Here is a 17,632-nt window from a genome sequence, read left to right as displayed (position 1 = left end):
AGCTTCTCGTTTCCCGCCGCCTCAGTTCACCGCTTCGCCGGGCACGCCGACGATCTGGTCGAGGGCGGCACGGTTGATCTTGGCGCCGAGGTCGCTCTGCAGCTGCACCAGATATTCGGTCATCAGGTCGTTCTGCATGCTCTGGCCGATATCGGCGATGATCTTGTCGTTCTGCGGCGCGCTCTCCGGCAGGCTGACGCTGGTCACCTTGAACAGCAGCCGGTCGTCGCCCGGCAGGGTGGTGCTGCCCACCGCGCCGTCGCGGGCATCGAAGATGGCGGCGATGGCATCCTGCGGCACGCCCTCATTGGCGCGCCCGCGGCGCAGGCCGTTGGCGGTGCGCAGTTCCAGCCCGGCATCGGCGACGGTGAGGTCGAAGGCGGCGCCGTCGGCGATCTTCTTCTTCAGCTCGGCGAGCTTGGCGTCGAGCGCCTGTGCCGTCTCGTCCTCCTTCCAGCGGGCGAGCACCTGCGCGCGCGCCTCCTCGAAGCTGCGGTCGCGCGGGGCGGCGATGTCGGTGACCTCGTACCAGACGAAGCCGGCATTCTGCGGCAGGGTGATCGGGTCGTTCTCCGCCCCGACCTCGGCGGCGAACGCAAGGCGCAGCACGTCCGAGCGCGCCGGGATGGCGGGGAGCGCCGTGCCGTCCGGCGCGGTGCCCTGGGCGCTGGTGTCGAGCGTCTGCAGGGTCAGCCCGGCCTTCGACGCCGCCTCGGCGAGGGTGGAGCCGGCGTTGCGGTCGTCCTCGATCTTGTCATAGGCGGCGAGCATCGCCCGGCGGGCGGCGTCGAGCTGCAATTCCTTGCGGATGTCGGCGGAGACCTCGGCGAGCGGCTGCACCGCGGCCGGGGTGATGGCGCCGACATGCACGATCACTGGGCCGAAGCGGCCGTTCACCACGCCGCTGGTGCCCTCGGCGGCCAGCGCGAAGGCGGCGTCGGCGATGGCGGCGTCGAAGATGTCGGCCCGCGTCACGGTGCCGAGCGTGGTGTCCTTGGCCTCCAGCTTGCGCTCGGCGGCGATGTCGGCGAAGGAGGCGCCGGCGGCGATCTTGTCGGCGGCGGCCTTGGCCTCGTCGGCGTTGGGGAACACGATCTGGTCGATCACCCGGCGCTCCGGCGTGCCGAAGCGGGCCTGGTTGGCGTCGTAGAACGCCTTCACATCGGCGTCGGAGACCTCCTCCTTGCCCGCCAGCGCCTCGGGGGTGAGGGCGAGCAGGTTGATCTTGCGGAATTCCGGGGCGCGGAACGCCGCCTTGCGGGCGTCGAAGAAGCCCTTCAGCTGCTCCTCGCTGGGTTCGGCGAAGGGGCCGACATTGGAGGCGCCGAGGATGGCGTAGTTCACCGAGCGGGTCTCGCTCTCATAGCGCTTCACCGCGTCCTTCAGCACCTGCGGCACTTCCATCCCGCCGGCCAGCGATTGGATCAGCTGTTGGCGCTGGGCGAGCCGGCGCTCGGCCTCGACGAAGCGCGGCTCGGTAAAGCCGTTGGAGCGCAGCAGCTGCAGGAAGTAATTGTGGTCGAAGCTGCCCGAGGGGCCGAAGAAGGACGGGTTCTGCTGCACCCGCTCCACCACCTGCGCATCGGAGACCGACAGGCCCAGCCGGCGGGCGGCCTCGTCGAGCGCCGCTTCGCCGAGGCGCTCGTTCAGCACCTGGTCGGGAATGCCGAAGGCGCGCGCCTGATCCGGGGTCAGCCCCTGCTTGAGCTGCTGCGAAATCTGCTGGAGACGCTGCTGGTAGAGCTGTTGGAACTCCGGCACGCTGATCTCGGTCGAGCCGATCGATGCCAGCGTCTGGCCGCCGAAGCCGCGGAACACATCCGCGATCCCCCAGATGCCGAAGCTGATGATGAGAAGTCCCATCAGGACCTTGGCGACAATTCCGGAGGCGCTCTTGCGCAGGGTCTGCAGCATCGTTTTTCTCGTCGGGCGTAGGCCGGCAAAAACCCGGGAGTCTCGGCCCGGGTCGCGAAAGGCGCGCATCATAGGGATGGCGCCGTGGTGTCGCAACGCCGCACATGCAGGCATTTGCGTGGTTTGGTCGCGTCTGTTACGCGGGGTAAATAGGCTTGCAGCCGCGGATATTTGAAGGAGCGGGTATTTTCATGACGACGCGCCGTCCATTGATCGCCGGTAACTGGAAAATGCACGGGCTGAAGGCGTCGCTGCAGGAATTCGACCGGATGGTGGGCGCCTATGACGGGGACCTGCGCGCCCGCACCGATTTGATGATCTGCCCGCCGGCGACGCTGATCGCCACGCTCGCGGCCGCGGCCGGCCGTTCGGGCGTGGCGGTCGGCGGCCAGGATTGCCACGCCAAGGCCCAGGGCGCCCATACCGGCGACATCGCCGCCGAGATGATCCGGGACGCCGGCGGCAGCGCGGTGATTCTCGGGCATTCCGAGCGCCGCACCGATCATTGCGAAACCGATGCCGCGGTGCGGGCCAAGACGCTGGCGGCCTGGCGCGCCGGGCTGCTGGCGGTGGTGTGCGTGGGCGAGCATCGCCAGCAGCGGGAGGAAGGCGTCGCGCTCGATCTGGTGCGCGTGCAGCTCGCCGGCTCGATTCCCGACGGCGCCACAGCGGAAAACCTCGTCGTCGCCTATGAGCCGGTCTGGGCCATCGGCACCGGCCTTACCCCGAGCGTGGCCGACATCGCCGAGATGCACGGCGCCATCCGCGCGGCGCTGGTGGCGCGCTTCGGCGAGGGGGTGGGCGGCGGCATCCGCCTCCTTTATGGCGGCTCGGTGAAGCCGGGCAATGCAGCTGAGATCCTCGCGGTCGCCGATGTCGACGGCGCGCTCGTCGGCGGCGCCAGTTTGCAGGCGGGGGATTTCATGGCGATAGCCGGTGCCTATATCTAGGGCGCGGTCTCGCGCAAGGCGCCTCGCCTGTGGGAACAAGAACCTGGACGTCGTCTGGTGAACCGGGTGCACCGTCGGCGTTCGGGGCGGGCGGGATGGGTTTGCCGCCCTTCCGTGGCGTGCTGGAAATGCCGGGCGTGATCGTGTAGGAACCCGACCGACAAAAGCCGGCGGCGACGTTTCGTCCGCCGCCGTTACTGATTTTGAAGGCGTCAGATGCAGACCGTACTCATCATCATCCACCTCATGGTGGTGCTGGCTCTTATCGGCGTGGTGCTGATCCAGCGCTCGGAGGGCGGCGGACTCGGAATCGGCGGCGGCGGTGGCGGCGGCGGGGGCGGCTTCTTCAGCGCCCGCGGCACCGCCAACGTGCTGACCCGGGCGACGGCGATCCTGGCGGCGCTGTTCTTCATCACCAGCCTCAGCCTCACCATTCTGGCGGGTTGGGGGCGCGGCCCGTCCTCGATCTTCACCACGCCGACGACGCTGCCTTCCGGCGCGCCCGCGGCGCCGGGCGGCAATGTGCTCGAGCAGCTTCAGGGCGCCCAGCCGGCGCCGGGCACCGCGCCGGCGGCCCCCGCGGCCCCCGCGGCTCCGGCCGCTCCCGCGGCGCCGCAGGTTCCGCAGTCGCAGTGATCGCGACGGCGTAATCGCCCGGCGGCGGGCCGTTCCTGCCGCTCCGTTTCGCTCTTTATCCCCAAGGCGGGGGTCGTCCGGCTAAGACGGCCCTCGCCGAATCGCGTTTTCGCAGTTAGAAACCGAACTCCATGGCGCGCTACATTTTCATCACAGGCGGCGTTGTGTCCTCGCTCGGCAAGGGTCTGGCTTCCGCCGCCCTTGGCGCGTTGCTGCAAGCCCGCGGCTACAAGACCCGGCTTCGCAAGCTTGATCCCTATCTCAACGTCGATCCGGGCACGATGAGCCCGTATCAGCACGGCGAAGTCTTCGTCACCGACGATGGCGCCGAGACCGATCTCGATCTCGGCCATTACGAGCGCTTCACCGGCCGCTCGGCGAACAAGCAGGACAACATCACCACCGGCCGCATCTATCAGGAGATCCTGAACAAGGAGCGGCGCGGCGACTATCTCGGCGCCACGGTGCAGGTGATCCCGCATGTCACCAACGCCATCAAGGAGTTCATCCTCTCCGGCAATGAGGGGTACGATTTCGTGCTGGTGGAGATCGGCGGCACGGTCGGCGACATCGAGGCGATGCCGTTCCTGGAGACCATCCGCCAGGTCGGGCAGGAACTGCCGCGCAAGCACTGCATCTATGTGCACCTGACGCTGCTGCCCTACATCCCCTCGGCCGGCGAGCTCAAGACCAAGCCGACCCAGCATTCGGTGAAGGAGCTGCGTTCGCTCGGCATCGCCCCGGACATCCTGCTCTGCCGCACCGACCGCGAGATACCGCGCGAGGAGCGCCGCAAGCTCGGCCTGTTCTGCAATGTGCGCGAGAGCGCGGTGATCGAGGCGCGCGACGCTGACAACATCTATGCGGTGCCGGCGACCTATCACGAGGCCGGGTTCGACACCGAGGTGCTGGCCGCCTTCGGCATCGAGCCGGCGCCCGAGCCGGACCTCACCCGCTGGCAGAAGATCCAGTCCGGCATCCGCAACCCCGAAGGCGCGGTGACCATTGCCATCGTCGGCAAGTACACCGGGCTGAAGGACGCCTACAAGTCGCTCATCGAGGCGCTGGCGCATGGCGGCATCGCCAACAATGTGAAGGTCAATCTCGACTGGATCGAGAGCGAGATCTTCGAGCGCGAGGACCCGGCGCCGTTCCTGGAGCACGTCCACGGCATCCTGGTGCCCGGCGGCTTCGGCCAGCGCGGCGCCGAGGGCAAGATCCGCGCGGCGCAGTTCGCCCGCGAGCGGCGCGTGCCCTATCTCGGCATCTGCTTCGGCATGCAGATGGCGGTGATCGAGGCCACCCGCAATCTCGCCGGCATCGTCGATGCCAATTCCACCGAGTTCGGCCCGACCTCGGAGCCGGTGGTCGGCCTGCTCACCGAGTGGCTGCGCGGCAACGAGCTGGAGAAGCGTGGCCTCGACACCGATCTCGGCGGCACCATGCGGCTCGGCGCCTATCCCGCCGCGCTGGCGGAGGGCAGCCGGGTGGCGCAGGTCTACGGCGCCACCGAAATCTCCGAGCGGCACCGTCATCGCTATGAAGTGAATCTGCGCTATCGGGAGCGGCTGGAGGCCTGCGGCATGCTGTTCTCCGGCACCTCGCCGGATGGGCTGCTGCCGGAGATCATCGAGTATTCGGACCACCCCTGGTTCATCGGCGTGCAGTACCACCCGGAACTGAAGTCGCGCCCGTTCCAGCCGCATCCGCTCTTCGCCTCCTTCATCGGGGCGGCGATGGTGCAAAGTCGCCTCGTCTGACGGCGGGGCTCCATCCGCTGGAGCCGGTTCGCGGGAGTTAACCTTCTCGTTGAGGAACGCGCTCGATCCTGTTGAAAATAGGATGCTTTCTGGGCGGTCGGGTAGTTTGCCCGGTCGGCCGGGAAGGGTTCGGAGGAGAAGCCCCATGATCCGTGGCCTCGATCACGTCGTGCATGTCGTCCGCGATCTCGAAGCGGCGGGAGAGCTCTACGACATGCTCGGCTTCACGGTCGGGGCGCGCAACCGGCATCCCTGGGGCACGCAGAACCGCATCGTCCAGACCCCCGGCTTCTTCCTCGAACTGCTGGAAATCGCCGAGCCGGAGCAGATCCCGCCGCATGGCGAAACCGCGTTCTCATTCGGCGCCTTTAATCGCGACTTCCTCGCCGAAAAGGGGCCGGGCCTGCCGTTTCTCGTGCTCGAGGGCCGCGACCCCGCCGCCGAGAAGGCGGAGTTCGACGCCGCCGGCTTTGGCGGCCTCGACCTGTTCGATTTCGCCCGCACCGCCAAGCGGCCGGACGGCAGCGATGTCGAGGTGGCGTTCTCGCTGGCCTTCGCCCGTGATCCGGCCTCGCCGCACACCGGCTTCTTCACCTGCACCCAGCGCCGGCCGGAGAATTTCTGGGCGCCCGACCTTCAGCGCCACATGAACGGCACCACCGGCGTCGCCGGCGTGGTGCTCGCCGCCGAGGACCCGGCCCAGCACCTCGATTTCCTGTCGGTGTTCACCGGTGCCAGCTTCCGCCGCGCGGTGGATGGCTGGCACATCGCCGAGACGCCGCGCGGCCGGGTGGAAGTGTTGAGCGGCAAGCTGTTCAGCGATCGTTTCGACGTCGCCGCGCCTTCGGGGCCGGGCCTGCGGCTGGCGGCCGTCCGCTTCGCGGTGGAGGACATCGACCGCACCCGCCGCCGCCTCGGCTCCAGCCGCATGACCGCCGAGGAGATCGAGGGCGTCATCGTCGTCGGCCCGAAGGCGGCGCTCGGCGCCATGCTGGTGTTCGAGCCCGCTGCCTGATCGGCCGGCTCGCCTTTCCCCGCGCCCGTCCCTGTCCGATCCGGCTTGATGTGCGCCGCGCCGCTGGCCCGGCGGCTGGCGCCCGCCTAATCGTGGCACCGCGCCGCGGCCGATCCCATGGCTGTCCTTAACGCGGTGGAAACTAGGTCTCCGGTCTAATGGCCGGATGATGGATGACGGCGACAAGGCCATGGACACCTCTGTGTCCGGCGCCCGCGAGCGGACGGCACCGGTCGGCACGCCGGCGGCGGCGCTGCGCTATGCGCTGCGTTTCGCCCGTCGCCGGCTTGTCGCGCCGCTCCTTGCCGGTCTTCTCGCCGGCGGCCTCGCGCATCAGGGTATCGAGCCGCGCTATGTCGCCGAGGCGCGGCTGCGCGTCGAAAGCTGGCCGCTCGATGCCCGTGCCGGCGCCGCCCGGCGCAGCCAGTTCCAGGTCATCACCTCACGCGAATTCGCCCGGCAGGTGCTGCACCGCACCGGGATCGGCACGCGGCTGGCCGCCCCGGGCGGGCTGGCGGCGTGGCTGCCCTTCCCGGCGGCGGTCGCGGCCGCGCCGCTGGATGACGAGCGCGCCCTGCGCGCCATCGAATCCGGGTTGCGGCTCACCACGTCGGCCGACGGGCGCGCCGTCATCGGCTTCACCGCAGCCGATGGCGGACTGGCCGCCGATGTCGCCAATGCGTTCGGCGAATCCTATGTCGAACTGCGCCGGGCGTTTGGCGATGTCGCCGCCCCGGTCAGCCTGTCGCGCGCCCTGCCGCCGCGCCAGGCGCTGGGCCTGTCGCCGCTGCAATGGGGGCTCGGGGCCGGCGCTCTCGGCTTCGCGCTGACCTTCCTGCTACAGGCGATCTGGCGCCGCCGCCCCCGCGGCGAACCGGCGCAGGCGGCGTCCGAGGCGACGACGAGCGAGGTGCCGCAGGCGCCGGTCCAGCATTTGCCATGGATCGGCTCGCGGCTGGAGGACGAATCGGACGAGCTGCCGAAGCGCACCCGCTCGCGACTCGGCCGCGACGGCGAACTCGCCGACCTGTCGCGTCTGGTGCGCCTGCGCGGCGCGGCGGCGCGGCTGGTGGTGGTCACCGGCCCGTCACCGGACGAAGGCACCGCGCATTGCGCGTTGGCGCTCGGCCGTTCGCTGGCCGCCTGCGAGAAGCGGGTGGTCATCGTCTGCCTCGATGTCACCGCCGAGGCGCTGTCCGAGCTCACCGCCGATCCGCGGGCGCCGGGCCTCACCGACCTGCTGTTCGGCGTCGCCAGCTTCTCCGACGCCATCCACCGCGAGACCGCCTCGCGCTGCCATGTGATTCCGCCGGGCCGCGGCGCCCGCGAGGCCGATGGTCTCGTCGCCTCCGAGCGGCTGGGGCTGATCCTGCGGGCGCTGGAGCAGACCTATGACCATGTCGTGGTCGCAGCGCCGCCGCTGGGCGTGCTGGAGGAATCCGCCCGCATCGCCGCGCAGAGCCCGACGCTGATCCTCGTCACCCATCCCGGCGCGCGCACCACCGACGCGGTGCAGGCCTTCGATGCCTTGGCCGCGCGCGGCTTCGGTGATATCGCCATGGTGACCTTCGCCGATCCGGTGCCCGGCCGCCTGCCGCACGCGGCGTGAGGGGCGGGCGCCCGCAAGGGTTCCGGCGTCAGAGCGTTTCCGGTTTGCGGTCGCCCTTCTGCATCCAGCGGATCAGCAGCGCCGCGGGCACCACCCAGCCAATGCCCAGCACCACATAGGCGACGAACTGCCAGAAGGCCGGCAGCGTCGTCACCCGTCCCTGCGCCAGCGCCATGGCACCGAGCGCCCAGACGATCACCAGCAGGATGATCAGGCAGGTGCCGATCAGCTTGCGCAGGCGCGGGGGCAGCGTCAGGTGGTCCGGGGGCCGGGAAGCGCGGTCGTCCATAGGCAGGGTGCCCGATAAGTGATCTCAGGGACAATTCGCCCGGTTGTGCGGGCGCGCTGCGAGCTATATCCGCTCCGACGCTGGGTTGAAACCCGCGCTGGGTTGAAACCCGCGCCGGGTTGAAACCCGGCTTGGCGCCGGTCTGCCGCTGCGGCATGCCGGGGCGCGAAATGGCAGGAGCAGCTCATGGCCCTTTCCGGCATCGTCGATGTTTCCGCCGCGCCGGTGGCGGATCGCCTGCGCCCGGTGCGGCTGTGGCTCTATGTCGTGGCGGCGCTGATCGTGCTGATGGTGGTGGTGGGCGGTGCCACGCGGCTCACCGAATCCGGCCTGTCGATCACCGAATGGAAGCCGGTCACCGGTACGCTGCCGCCGCTCAGCGAGGCGGCGTGGCAGGCAGAGTTCGAGAAATACCGGCAGATCCCGCAATATCAGCAGATCAATCGCGGCATGAGCCTCGACGAGTTCCGCACCATTTTCTGGTGGGAGTGGGGGCACCGCCTGCTCGGCCGGCTGATCGGCTTCGTCTTCCTGCTGCCGTTCCTGTATTTCCTGTGGCGCGGGCTGGTCACCGGGCCGTTGCGCTGGAAGCTTGGCGGGCTGTTCCTGCTCGGTGGGCTGCAGGGCGCGGTCGGCTGGTGGATGGTGGCGTCCGGCCTGGTCGGGCGGGTCGATGTCAGTCAGTACCGGCTGGCGACGCATCTGACGCTGGCCTGCGTCATCCTCGCCGCCACGGTGGCGGTGGCCGACGGCCTGCGACCGGCCGAGGCCGGCCCGGCGACACCCGCGCGTGCCGTGCGGTTTGCCGTGCCGCTGGCCTGGGCGCTGCTGCTGGCGGTCTTGCTGCAGATCTTCCTCGGCGGGCTGGTCGCCGGTCTCGATGCCGGTCTCACCCATACTACCTGGCCGCTGATGGACGGGCATTTCATCCCGCCGGCGGCAGACCTGCTGGTCCAGCAGCCGGCATGGCGCAACCTGTTCGAGAACGTGCTCACGGTGCAGTTCAACCACCGCATGATGGCCTATACCGTGCTGGCGCTGGCGGTGGTGAACTGGCTGACGCTGCGCGGCAGTGGCCCCGCCGCCGGGCGGGCGGCACTGGTGGCCGGGTTGGTGGCGGCGCAGGCGCTGCTCGGCATCCTGACGCTGATCCACCAGGTGCCAATCGACATTGCGCTGGCGCATCAGTTGGGCGCCACCCTGGTGCTCATCGCCGCCACGCTGCATCTGCGGCGTCTGCAGGGCACCGGCTGAGGCCGGGAAGCGGCCGCGCAGCGCGGTAGCTGCGCGACGTGACCGCCGATCGCGGCACCCGGGACATCGAGGATCGTGGCTTCCCAATGCCGGTGCCGAGCCTTCTGCCGGCGGGGCAGAAGCTGGCTTGCCCGCAACCGGCGGTCGCTCCGGTTCCGCCGGATAACCGGTTGCGGACACTAGGCACGGGACTCATTGATCAGAGCCAGAAGATGACGGCCGCTGCGATGCAGATGGCCGAGAAGAAGGTGTGGGCGCATCGATCGTAGCGTGTGGCGATGCGGCGCCAGTCCTTGAGCTTGGCGATCAGGTTCTCGACCTTGTTGCGCTGCCGGTGGAGGGTTTTGTCGTAGGGATAAGGCCGCTTGCGGCTGCGCGATGACGGGATGCAGGGATCGATGCCCCTGGCGGCCACTGCCTCGCGGAACCAGGCACTGTCATAACCCTGGTCGGCGATCAGGCATCTCGCCGGCGGCAAGGCTTCGACAACGAGGCGGGCACCCTTGTGGTTGCTCATCTGACCCTCCGACAGCACCATGATGATCGGCCGGCCCTCGCCGTCGCAGACGGTGCGGAGCTTCGAACTCAGCCCGCCCTTGGTGCGCCCGATACGACGGGGAACATCCCCTTTTCAAGCAGGCTTGCCGCCGTGCGGTGGGCCTTCAGGTGGGTGGCATCGATCATGATGCGCTCCGGTCTGGGCCCTTCGCCGGCAAGGTTGGCGAAGATGCGGTCGAAGACCCCGAGCCGGCTTCAGCGGATGAAGCGGTCGTACAGCGTCTTGTGCGGGCCGTAGTCCTTCGGCGAAGTTGGCCAGGAGCTTGTCATGTCGTGTTGCGACGCGGCGGAACTGCTTGAGCTTGTTGAAGAAGCGCTCGATGCGGTTGCGTTCCTTGTAGAGTTCGGCGTCATAGGCCCGCCGGATCCTCCGGTTTCGCTTGGGCGGGATAACGACCTCGGCACCGCCGTAAGCCATCCTGCCCGCGAGGTGACCGGCGTCGTATCCCTTGTCGGCAATGGTGGCTTGCGCGTCGATGCCCTCGATCAGGTCATGGGCGCAGGTCATGGGCGCAGGTCATGGGCGCAGGTCTAGGGCGCAGGTCATGGGCGCAAGCGATGTCGTTGCGCCAGCCGGGCGAGGCGATCAGGCGGACCGGCAGTCCGAGGGCTTCATATGCCGCGTGAATCTTGGTGCTCAGGCCGCGAGACCGGCCCAGGCCCTGGGCATCCGCCCCCCTTTGGCCTTGCGCGCTCCTGTCGCGTACTGGTGCGCACGCGCGATGGTTGAATCGATCATCAGCCATTCCAGATCGGCTTGGCGGACAAGCGTCAAAAGCATCTCGTCCAGTGCGCCCATCTCGATCCAGCGGTAATAGCGTCGCTTCACCGAACGGTAATCGTCGAGCCGTTCGGGAAGATCACGCCGGCGCTCGCCGGAGCGCGCCATCCAAAGCAGCGCATCGAGGAACTTCCGGTTGTCCGTGCCCGGCCCGCGCTTGCCCTTCGTGCCGCCAGGCACGAAGCCCTTGATCCGCTCCCGCTGGTCATCCCGAAGCGCATCGCAGTCCATCGCCGATCTCCAAAAACCAGCGTTGAATCTGATGTGCGACCCGCGGGGGATCCCTAAATCCCTAAATGGTCACTACCGCCTAGGGGCCCGCCAAACGCAACCGGCCAGCCGAGCGGGATGCTCGCTCGTCGATATTTCCGGAAACCGGCATACGGCAATCGGTTTCGGACGCGTTGTTGTCGAAACTGCGGGCTGCTGCCCCTATCGTCCCCTCCAACTGGATGGCCGCTTGGAACTGTCGACGGGCCGGCACCCGGCGGCGGCCTCCGCTCACCCTCCGGATTTGTCGAAGCTGCCGCAGAATCCATCGAGGCGGCGGCAAGCGCGACGTCGGCAGCGCGGTACCGGGGGCAATTCAGCCGGTGACATCCGTCCTCGTGGCGGCTCCATGGGCAACAAAGCATGGGTCGGCGCCAACCGCGTTGGGCGCGAACGGCCGGCGGGGCGGCCGGTGCCCGGCCAGCGCGCATGGGCCGGTTGCGTCCTCGCGAGGCGAGCGCGTGACGGGGCTGCCCGAATGCCCTTCACATGTGCCGGCGGCGGCGCGAACGGATACCGCCTCCGGTGGCGTTTTCGATGAGACCGTGCGAGTTCGCGGTGTCGGGACAGAGGAGAAATTTTCCAGCCGGGACAGGCACGGCTTTCACCACCCGGTGAAGGCGCTGAGCCGGAAATCACGGATCCTCAGCCGGTGCGTTGCCGCTCATGGACGATGTGCGAGGCGCCGATGCGCCAACGCCGGTCCGGAAGTAGCGAGAGCTTGCCAGGGACGCAGCTTTACCAGGTATTTCTATGGCTGGGCAGCAGCCGTCATCCGCGCCAACAGCGGCGCCGACGAAAGTTGCGTGCTCGAAACCCGCATGGCGATACGGCCGATAGTGGCTGCGTCGAGTGGAGGGGCGCGCATAGGCGCGGGGCCGCGCTTCGGGATGAGCACGCCGTTCAGAACTCCCTGATGAAGCTGAGGAGCGCCCTATGGCCTGCGCAGGCCATTTCATTGCGGCGGAGCGGAGGAGCGGCGGCGCGCCGGTCCATCGAAGGCTCGCCCGCCGCTGTGATTCCGCGCACCTTGGAGCGATCACTCCACCGCAGCTGCCTCGCCCGATGTCGCCCGACCGCCGGAAGCATATAGGAGCCGTCGCGATACATGAGGGCACCGAAGGCGCCGCCGCCGAAGGATGGCGTTATCGGGTCCATCGAGCGTCCGCCGGCCGGCGATCATCCGGCACCAGGTCGGCACATGCCGAGGGCGGCCACCCCGAACGATATCGGGCAGCAAGAGCGCTGCCTGCCGCACGCCGTTGGAGGGTCGTTCGCCACCGAGGCAGATCGCCGGACACGGATCTCGCCAGCCATGGCTCGGAACAGCATCCCCGCCGCCACCTCGATGCCAGTGCCCAGCGCGTCGGCCGGCGGGGCGATGGCGACGGGTTGCCTGTCCCAGACGGCGGTCAATCCGCGCCGATTTGCCCCATGGCCTTCGACCATGAAGCGTCAGCCCGCCGGTTGGTTGCCGGCGCGGGCCGGACTTCGCTCATGCGGTCCGCATCGACTTCCCGCACCCGATCGGTCTCACGCGACACCTGACTGCACTCTTCGCAGCTCGTCGCGAGTGTCGGCGCTACTCGGCGGCGTCCGGCCGCTTCTTCATGGGGCGGCGTGCCAACACCTCGGCAAGGAATCGGCCGGTATGACTGCGTGGCGTCTTGGCGATCTGTTCCGGCGGCCCTTCGGCAACGATCTCGCCGCCGCCGTCACCGCCTTCCGGGCCGAGGTCGAGAACCCAGTCGGCGGTCTTGATCACCTCGAGATTGTGCTCGATCACCACCACGGTATTGCCCTGCTCGACCAATTCATGGAGCACTTCCAACAGCTTGGCCACGTCATGGAAATGCAGGCCGGTGGTCGGCTCGTCGAGGATGTAGAGCGTGCGGCCGGTCGCCCGCTTCGACAGCTCCTTGGAGAGCTTCACCCGCTGCGCCTCGCCGCCGGACAGGGTATTGGCCTGCTGGCCGACATGGATATAGCCGAGCCCGACGCGTGACAGCGTCTCCAGCTTGTCGCGCACCGCCGGCACCGCCTTGAAGAACTCGGCACCCTCGTCGACCGTCATGTCGAGCACGTCGGCGATCGACTTGTTCTTGAAGGTCACCTCCAGCGTCTCGCGGTTGTAACGCTTGCCCTTGCAGACGTCGCAGGTGACGTAAACATCTGGCAGGAAATGCATTTCGATCTTGATGACGCCGTCGCCCTGGCAGGCCTCGCAGCGTCCGCCCTTCACGTTGAAGGAGAAGCGGCCGGGGCCGTAGCCCCGCGCCTTCGCCTCCGGCAGGCCGGCGAACCACTCGCGGATCGGGGTGAACGCGCCGGTATAGGTCGCCGGATTGGAGCGCGGGGTACGGCCGATCGGCGATTGGTCGATGTCGATCACCTTGTCGAGGTGTTCAAGGCCCTCGATGCGGTCATGGGGGGCGGGCGGCTCGGAGGCGCCGTTGAGCCGCCGCGCCACCGCCTTGTAGACCGTGTCGATGAGCAAGGTCGACTTGCCGCCGCCCGAGACCCCGGTGACCGCGGTGAACAGGCCAAGCGGCACCTCGGCGGAAACGTCCTTCAGATTGTTGCCGCGCGCGCCGACCACCCGGAGCAGGCGCTTGGGGTTCGGTTTGCGCCGCTTGGGCACCGGCACCCCCAGCACGCCGGTAAGATATTGTCCGGTCAGTGAATTCGGATTGGCGAGAATTTCCGGCGGCGTGCCTTGGGCGACGATGCGCCCACCATGTACGCCGGCGCCGGGCCCGACATCGACGACATGATCGGCGGCGAGAATGGCGTCCTCGTCGTGCTCCACCACCACGACGGTATTGCCGAGGTCGCGCAGGCGCTTGAGTGTACCGAGCAGCCGCTCGTTGTCGCGCTGGTGCAGGCCGATCGACGGCTCGTCCAGCACATAGAGCACGCCGGTCAGACCAGAGCCGATCTGCGAGGCGAGGCGGATGCGCTGGCTCTCGCCGCCGGACAGCGTGCCGGAGGCACGGGCGAGAGTGAGATAATCGAGCCCGACATCGAGAAGGAAGGCGAGGCGCTCGCGGATCTCCTTGAGAATCCGCACGGCGATCTCGTTCTGCTTGTCGGTGAGCTGGCCGGGCAGGGCGGCGAACCACTCCAGCGCGGTGCGCACCGAAAGCTGTGCCGCATGGCCGATATGCGAGCCGGCGATCTTCACCGCCAGCGCTTCCGGCTTCAGCCGATAGCCGTTGCAGGCGGCGCAGGGGACGTCGGAGAAATATTTGCTGATTTCCTCGCGCGCCCATTCGCTCTCGGTTTCACGCCAGCGACGTTCGAGATTGGTGACGATGCCTTCAAAGGTCTTGGACGTCTCATAAGCGCGCACGCCGTCGTCATAGACGAAGCGGATCGCCTCGCCACCCGAACCGTGCAGAATGACGTCGCGCACTTTTTCCGGCAGTTCGGCCCAGGCAGTGGTGAGCTTGAAACCGTAATGGCGAGCGAGAGCCTCCAGCGTCTGGCCGTAATAGGGCGAGCTCGATTTCGCCCAGGGGGCGATCGCACCCTGCTTCAGCGTGCGCGTGCCATCCGGCACGATGAGATTGGGATCGATCTTGCTTTCGTGGCCGAGTCCGTCGCAGGTCGGGCAGGCGCCGAACGGATTGTTGAAGGAAAAAAGCCGCGGCTCGATCTCGGGAATGGTGAAGCCGGAGACCGGGCAGGCGAATTTCTCCGAGAAGATGATGCGCTTCGGCGTGCCATTTTCTTCCGTTTCGTCGGCGAACTCGATCACCGCGATGCCGTCGGCGAGGCCGAGCGCGGTTTCGAAGCTGTCGGCGAGCCGGCTGGCAATATCGGCGCGCACGACGAGGCGATCCACTACCACGTCGATATCGTGCTTGAATTTCTTGTCGAGCGCCGGTGCCTCGGCGATCTCGTGGAAGGCGCCGTCGATCTTGACGCGCTGGAAGCCCTTCTTCTGGAACTCCGCCAGTTCCTTGCGGTACTCGCCCTTGCGCCCGCGCACCACCGGCGCGAGCAGATAGAGCCGGGTCTTTTCCGGCAGCGCCAGTACCCGGTCGACCATTTGGCTGACCGTCTGGCTCTCGATCGGCAGGCCGGTGGCGGGCGAATAGGGAATGCCGACGCGCGCCCAGAGCAGGCGCATGTAATCATAGATCTCGGTGACGGTGCCGACGGTCGAGCGGGGGTTCTTGGAGGTGGTCTTCTGCTCGATGGAGATGGCCGGGGACAGGCCGTCGATCTGGTCGACGTCCGGCTTCTGCATCATTTCAAGGAACTGGCGGGCATAGGCGGAGAGGCTCTCCACGTAACGCCGCTGCCCCTCGGCATAAATGGTATCGAAGGCGAGGGAGGATTTGCCGGAGCCGGAGAGACCAGTGAATACCACGAGGCTGTCGCGAGGAATCTCGAGATCGACATTCTTCAGATTGTGCTCGCGCGCGCCGCGAATGGTGATCGAGCGGGCATCACGACGCGACGGCTGCGGAAGGTCTTTCATTCCTGTCTCTCAATCCCGGCACAGAAGGCCAACACGAAAGCGCCCGATCCCCCGGTGGACGGCATGACCGCTTTCGGGGAGGGCGCGCGTGCTTGTTGCATGGCGTCAAACATAGTGTCGCTCGGCCGAAACGTCATCGGGCTTGCGCCGAACTATGCACGATGATACGAACATAACAAGAACATTGTTTATAGGTGGCGAGGCGTCGAGGTTTTGCCACTGTGCGCGCCAAAGGTGTGGACGAGCGCGTCCCCTGTCCGGCGACCTGCGGTGCAATGGTTTATAGTCGCCGACCCGATACGGCAGACGGATTTTGGAGAACGACATGGCCGGCAGCGTCAACAAAGTGATCCTGGTCGGCAATCTGGGCCGGGATCCGGAAGTGCGTACGTTCCAGAACGGCGGGCGGGTGTGCAATCTGCGCATCGCCACCTCGGAGACGTGGCGCGACAAGGCCTCGGGTGAGCGCCGCGAGCGCACCGAATGGCACAGCGTGGTGATCTTCAACGAGAACCTGCTGCGCATTGCCGAGCAATATCTGCGCAAGGGCACGAAGGTGTATATCGAAGGTCAGCTCGAGACCCGCAAGGCGACGGATCAGTCGGGTGCCGAGCGTTATTTCACCGAAGTCGTGCTGCGGCAGTTCCGCGGCGAGTTGACCATTCTCGACAGCCGCGGTGGCGGCGAAGGCTCGGGCGGTGGTGACGATTACAGCGCAGGAAGCGATTTCGGCTCCAGCGGCTCCTCCTTTGGCGGCTCGTCCGCCCGCGGCTCGTTCGGCGGCGAGCGCAAGCCGGCGGCGGTCGGCGGCGGGGCGGCTTCGCGCGGCGGCTCGTTTGGCGGCGGCAGCAGCGACATCGACGACGAAATCCCATTCTGAGGGATCGCCGGCCCGGCGGGTTGCGACAATCGGTGCGGCGGGTGTGGCTGAACGGTGTTGACGGGCGTTCGATCGGATCTTTTCTTGTGGCCGTACATGCCATGGGCCGTTTCGATATCTTTCGGGCGTTGCGGTTGTGGCGCTCGGCGGTTCGGTGGGGCTGTCGCCGCTTTTCCGTGGGGGCAGTTGGCTTCGATCCTCGTCGGCAGGTGGTCCGCCGGGCCGATGCGTGACATATGGCGCTGTCTTTGAATGGGGGCATTCATTCAGCGCGATGTAACGCCCCGACGTGGAGGACGTCGTGACGCAACCCGTGTTTCGGTGCCGTGGGCGCGGCGCGGCGGGCCTTTGCGTCAGAGGCCGAACGACGTCTTCACGCCGTCGATGACGAACTGAACCGCAAGGGCGGCGAGGACCACGCCGAGCAGCCGTGTCAATATGGCGTTGCCGGTGATGCCGAGCCAGCGGTTTACGCGGTCGGCGGCGAGGTAGACGACCAGGCAGGAGGCGATCACCAGCAGCGTGATGGCGAAAAGGGCGCCGAGGCGGGCGACGTCGCCCCGTGCTTCGCCGGCCAGCAGCATCATCGCGGTGATGGCGCCGGGGCCGGCCATGAGCGGAATGGCCAGCGGGAACACCGCGAGATTGTGCAGCAGATGTTCGCGCATCGCCGCTTCCGTCGCGTCGGTTTTGCGTTCGCTGCGTCGTCCGAACACCATTTCAAAGGAGATGGTGAACAGCAGAAGCCCGCCGGCGATGCGGAAGGCGGGCAGGGTGATGCCGAGCGCGGCGAGCAGCGGCGCGCCGATCAGGCCGAACAGCGCGAGTATGGCGAGGGCAATGGCCGAGGCGCGCCAGGCGACATGGCGACGCTCCTCCGCCGACAGGCCGGTGGTGACCGCGAGGAACAGGGGCGCCAGGCCGATCGGGTCGATGACCACCAGCATCGTCACGGCCGCCGATAGGACGTAGTCGAGCATCGTCTAGCGTATCCAGATACCGTGTCTGCGCCTCGCTTGCGGGAGGCGGCAGGGGCGCATCTTCCTATGTGCGGGAGGTGAAAGGGAAGGTATTTTCGGACGCTTTGGCCATGGTTCCGCCATCTTTTCCGGCAGCTTGAAAAACGCTATCGCAACCCGTTGATATCAAAGGCTAATTTGCAGCTCCCGCTGGGGCGACGCGCTGGCGTTGGCGGGCGGAATCGGCTAGATAAAACAACCCGCTAAG

12 protein-coding genes and 1 pseudogene are annotated in these 17,632 nt (G+C 67.6%); 7 read left to right on the top strand and 6 right to left on the bottom strand.

Going from position 1 to position 17,632, the window contains the following annotated elements; translation table 11 throughout:
- Positions 1 to 21: 21 nt before the first annotated feature.
- Positions 22 to 1,914 (bottom strand): SurA N-terminal domain-containing protein, encoded by a 1,893-nt coding sequence (locus J2X65_RS14945; protein ID WP_310202373.1) that lies wholly within the window; start codon positions 1,912 to 1,914, stop codon positions 22 to 24.
- 191 nt (positions 1,915 to 2,105) lie between these two features.
- Here J2X65_RS14945 and tpiA point away from each other — a divergent pair, with 191 nt between their 5' ends.
- From tpiA to J2X65_RS14920, 5 genes are all read left to right on the top strand, one after another.
- On the top strand, positions 2,106 to 2,864 hold the full coding sequence (gene tpiA, locus J2X65_RS14940; RefSeq protein ID WP_310202371.1) for a triose-phosphate isomerase: 759 nt from the start codon (positions 2,106 to 2,108) through the stop codon (positions 2,862 to 2,864).
- A 216-nt stretch (positions 2,865 to 3,080) separates the two neighbouring features.
- Positions 3,081 to 3,500 carry a preprotein translocase subunit SecG gene (secG, locus tag J2X65_RS14935; RefSeq protein WP_310202368.1) on the top strand — a complete coding sequence of 140 codons (420 nt, stop codon included), beginning with the start codon at positions 3,081 to 3,083 and terminating at the stop codon, positions 3,498 to 3,500.
- Positions 3,501 to 3,631: 131 nt separating this feature from the next.
- On the top strand, positions 3,632 to 5,260 hold the full coding sequence (locus tag J2X65_RS14930) for a CTP synthase (RefSeq protein WP_310202366.1): 1,629 nt from the start codon (positions 3,632 to 3,634) through the stop codon (positions 5,258 to 5,260).
- A gap of 145 nt (positions 5,261 to 5,405) precedes the next feature.
- Positions 5,406 to 6,275, top strand: a complete 870-nt coding sequence (locus J2X65_RS14925) for a VOC family protein (RefSeq protein WP_310202364.1) — start codon at positions 5,406 to 5,408, stop codon at positions 6,273 to 6,275.
- A gap of 190 nt (positions 6,276 to 6,465) precedes the next feature.
- Positions 6,466 to 7,884 carry a lipopolysaccharide biosynthesis protein gene (locus tag J2X65_RS14920; protein ID WP_310202362.1) on the top strand — a complete coding sequence of 473 codons (1,419 nt, stop codon included), beginning with the start codon at positions 6,466 to 6,468 and terminating at the stop codon, positions 7,882 to 7,884.
- A gap of 28 nt (positions 7,885 to 7,912) precedes the next feature.
- Here the strand turns inward: J2X65_RS14920 and J2X65_RS14915 are convergent, their stop codons facing one another.
- The gene (locus tag J2X65_RS14915; protein WP_310202360.1) at positions 7,913 to 8,173 is read right to left on the bottom strand and encodes a DUF2842 domain-containing protein; all 261 of its coding nucleotides are present in this window, start codon (positions 8,171 to 8,173) and stop codon (positions 7,913 to 7,915) included.
- Between the two features lie 186 nt (positions 8,174 to 8,359).
- Here J2X65_RS14915 and J2X65_RS14910 point away from each other — a divergent pair, with 186 nt between their 5' ends.
- On the top strand, positions 8,360 to 9,427 hold the full coding sequence (locus J2X65_RS14910) for a COX15/CtaA family protein (RefSeq protein ID WP_310202358.1): 1,068 nt from the start codon (positions 8,360 to 8,362) through the stop codon (positions 9,425 to 9,427).
- A gap of 199 nt (positions 9,428 to 9,626) precedes the next feature.
- Here J2X65_RS14910 and J2X65_RS14905 read toward each other — a convergent pair whose 3' ends face one another.
- From J2X65_RS14905 to uvrA, 3 genes and pseudogenes are all read right to left on the bottom strand, one after another.
- Positions 9,627 to 10,016, bottom strand: coding sequence for an IS5 family transposase (locus J2X65_RS14905; protein WP_310202761.1), 390 nt, complete (start codon positions 10,014 to 10,016; stop codon positions 9,627 to 9,629).
- Between the two features lie 216 nt (positions 10,017 to 10,232).
- Positions 10,233 to 10,997, bottom strand: a pseudogene (locus J2X65_RS14900) (IS5 family transposase); the annotation flags it as partial.
- Positions 10,998 to 12,618: 1,621 nt separating this feature from the next.
- Positions 12,619 to 15,525, bottom strand: a complete 2,907-nt coding sequence (uvrA, locus tag J2X65_RS14895; RefSeq protein ID WP_310202356.1) for an excinuclease ABC subunit UvrA — start codon at positions 15,523 to 15,525, stop codon at positions 12,619 to 12,621.
- A 325-nt stretch (positions 15,526 to 15,850) separates the two neighbouring features.
- Between uvrA and ssb the strand changes: the two genes are divergently transcribed.
- Entirely contained in the window at positions 15,851 to 16,405 is a 555-nt protein-coding gene (gene ssb, locus J2X65_RS14890) for a single-stranded DNA-binding protein (RefSeq protein ID WP_310202354.1), read from the top strand.
- A gap of 353 nt (positions 16,406 to 16,758) precedes the next feature.
- Here ssb and J2X65_RS14885 read toward each other — a convergent pair whose 3' ends face one another.
- On the bottom strand, positions 16,759 to 17,385 hold the full coding sequence (locus tag J2X65_RS14885; protein ID WP_310202352.1) for a MarC family protein: 627 nt from the start codon (positions 17,383 to 17,385) through the stop codon (positions 16,759 to 16,761).
- Positions 17,386 to 17,632 lie beyond the last annotated feature (247 nt).

The organism is Ancylobacter sp. 3268 (assembly GCF_031456575.1).
Classification (GTDB): domain Bacteria; phylum Pseudomonadota; class Alphaproteobacteria; order Rhizobiales; family Xanthobacteraceae; genus Ancylobacter.
This window is presented reverse-complemented; position numbering and strand designations above follow the sequence as displayed.

What these genes read in the sequence shown, in the direction of transcription:
- J2X65_RS14945 (WP_310202373.1), bottom strand. Translation starts at nt 1,914, where the DNA reads ATGCTGCAGACCCTGCGCAAGAGCGCCTCCGGAATTGTCGCCAAGGTC.
- tpiA (WP_310202371.1), top strand. Translation starts at nt 2,106, where the DNA reads ATGACGACGCGCCGTCCATTGATCGCCGGTAACTGGAAAATGCACGGG.
- secG (WP_310202368.1), top strand. Translation starts at nt 3,081, where the DNA reads ATGCAGACCGTACTCATCATCATCCACCTCATGGTGGTGCTGGCTCTT.
- J2X65_RS14930 (WP_310202366.1), top strand. Translation starts at nt 3,632, where the DNA reads ATGGCGCGCTACATTTTCATCACAGGCGGCGTTGTGTCCTCGCTCGGC.
- J2X65_RS14925 (WP_310202364.1), top strand. Translation starts at nt 5,406, where the DNA reads ATGATCCGTGGCCTCGATCACGTCGTGCATGTCGTCCGCGATCTCGAA.
- J2X65_RS14920 (WP_310202362.1), top strand. Translation starts at nt 6,466, where the DNA reads ATGGACACCTCTGTGTCCGGCGCCCGCGAGCGGACGGCACCGGTCGGC.
- J2X65_RS14915 (WP_310202360.1), bottom strand. Translation starts at nt 8,173, where the DNA reads ATGGACGACCGCGCTTCCCGGCCCCCGGACCACCTGACGCTGCCCCCG.
- J2X65_RS14910 (WP_310202358.1), top strand. Translation starts at nt 8,360, where the DNA reads ATGGCCCTTTCCGGCATCGTCGATGTTTCCGCCGCGCCGGTGGCGGAT.
- uvrA (WP_310202356.1), bottom strand. Translation starts at nt 15,525, where the DNA reads ATGAAAGACCTTCCGCAGCCGTCGCGTCGTGATGCCCGCTCGATCACC.
- ssb (WP_310202354.1), top strand. Translation starts at nt 15,851, where the DNA reads ATGGCCGGCAGCGTCAACAAAGTGATCCTGGTCGGCAATCTGGGCCGG.
- J2X65_RS14885 (WP_310202352.1), bottom strand. Translation starts at nt 17,385, where the DNA reads ATGCTCGACTACGTCCTATCGGCGGCCGTGACGATGCTGGTGGTCATC.